This is a genomic window from Candidatus Aegiribacteria sp. (assembly GCA_021108435.1).
Classification (GTDB): domain Bacteria; phylum Fermentibacterota; class Fermentibacteria; order Fermentibacterales; family JCC-6; genus Aegiribacteria.
In genome coordinates this window covers 1-1,690 of the sequence record JAIOQY010000158.1, presented here as the reverse complement: position 1 = coordinate 1,690, position 1,690 = coordinate 1, and the positions used below count along the sequence as shown (strand labels likewise).

Annotated in this window: 1 protein-coding gene; it reads right to left on the bottom strand. The window is 44.2% G+C overall.

Annotated elements, in window-relative coordinates:
* The coding region (locus K8R76_08810; GenBank protein ID MCD4848277.1) for a tetratricopeptide repeat protein at window positions 1-1,325 on the bottom strand (1,325 nt) is incomplete at its 3' end.
* Window positions 1,326-1,690 lie beyond the last annotated feature (365 nt).

Sequence of the window (1,690 nt, the reverse complement as noted above, 5' to 3'; positions counted from 1 at the left end):
TCTTTACCGTATAGTTTGATCATACACTCAGGGCATATCCCATGCGAGAATGTCGCGTCTGAATGATCAGAGACATACGACTCTATCTGCTGCCAGTAGCCGTCATCATCCCTGACTTTCTTGCAGTTAGCACAGATGGGAAGCAAACCCTGAAGTTTCTTCACATGCACCAGAGCATCTCGAAGCTGATTGTTTATCCTGGAAAGCTCAACATTCTTCAAACGGTAGATCTCAGCTTCTTTTTCCTTCTTCTCTGTCTCGAACTGCACCTGAAGCCCCGCTATTTTCTCCAGGCTCTTTTCGTTCAGGTGTTCTTCAACACATCTGTTCAGTTCCCTGGAATATGAAAGTGCTTTCTGCAGATCACCCTTTGCTTCATACAGTTTCGTTATCAGATCCAAACAATGAATTTCCCAGTCCTTCAGCTTGAGCTTCCTTGTTATCGAAAGACCTCTGCTGATAAGTGATTCAGCTTCTTCAAGCCGTCCAAGAGCAGTATATACACCGCCTACACATCCGCATGTGTAGGCAACACCCCTTTTGTTGCCTATCTCTTCATACAGTTCAAGGCTCCTTATGAAACACTTAAGAGCTGATTCGTTGTCACCCAGTTTTTCATGCAGACTTCCCAGATTACCAAGAGTGCTTGCAGTACCTTTTACATCTCCAAGATCTTCCCTGATATCAAGAGCTTTCTGGAAGTATTCTCGAGCCTTGTCAAACTCTTCCTTTTTTCCGTAGAGAGAACCGATGTTGTTATAGATGTATGCCAGTTTCATACGGTCACCGGACTTCTCCCATATCGAACGGGCATATTCATAGAATGACTGCGCAAGATCAAGCCGAAACAGACCGCTGTATATCGTGCCTATATTCAAGTAGCAAACAGCAAGCTCATCTTCGCCTGCGCCACATTCCTGTTTAAGCCTGAGAGATTCGTGGAAATGTTCAAGAGCCTTGTCAATCATGCCCTGAGACCTGTAGATAGAAGCCTTCGTACCGTGAACGGATGCCATACCATTCTTATCCTCAAGCTCCTCGGATATCTCCATGGATTTCTGACAATACGACATCGCCTCAGCGAACTTTCCCGCCTCCATATTGATTGTTCCAAGAGTATTGCAGCTCTTAGCCTGCTCTACAAGAAACCCCTGCTTCTCAGCAAGGTTCTTTGCTTCCACAGCACAGACTTCCGCTCTACGCGGATCTAAATGAAGACAGGCATAAGCAAGTTTGTTCAACACAGACGCAAACTCCGAACCGGGTGGTTCAAGCCTGAGGCTTTCCAGTTCCTTCTCCAGCGCTATGATCTTCTTATTAGGCATAACCTGTACCCAAAATACCCCTTCAAGAAGGTAATCTTAAAAGCATAATATCCGTTCATGTTGAAGGTGTCAATTCATTTTTCAGTTAGAATGTAATCTTAAACTGTTAATATTCCGAGCACCGACCGACAAGGCTTTCAGGTTTTTCAGACTTCACCCACCTTATCCTTGCAAAACAGTGCTTTTTCAGCAATTCTGGTTATATAAGCATGCATATTGCTAACCACCTTTAGAGATTTACATGGCAATTACAATTAACACTGGAACCGTCAACGGTAATTATCCAGAGGTGGATAATTAACTGAAGAATCAGGATCGACGTGACATGCTCTACGTTGCGTGTCACTAGATTCTGTTATTGCTCC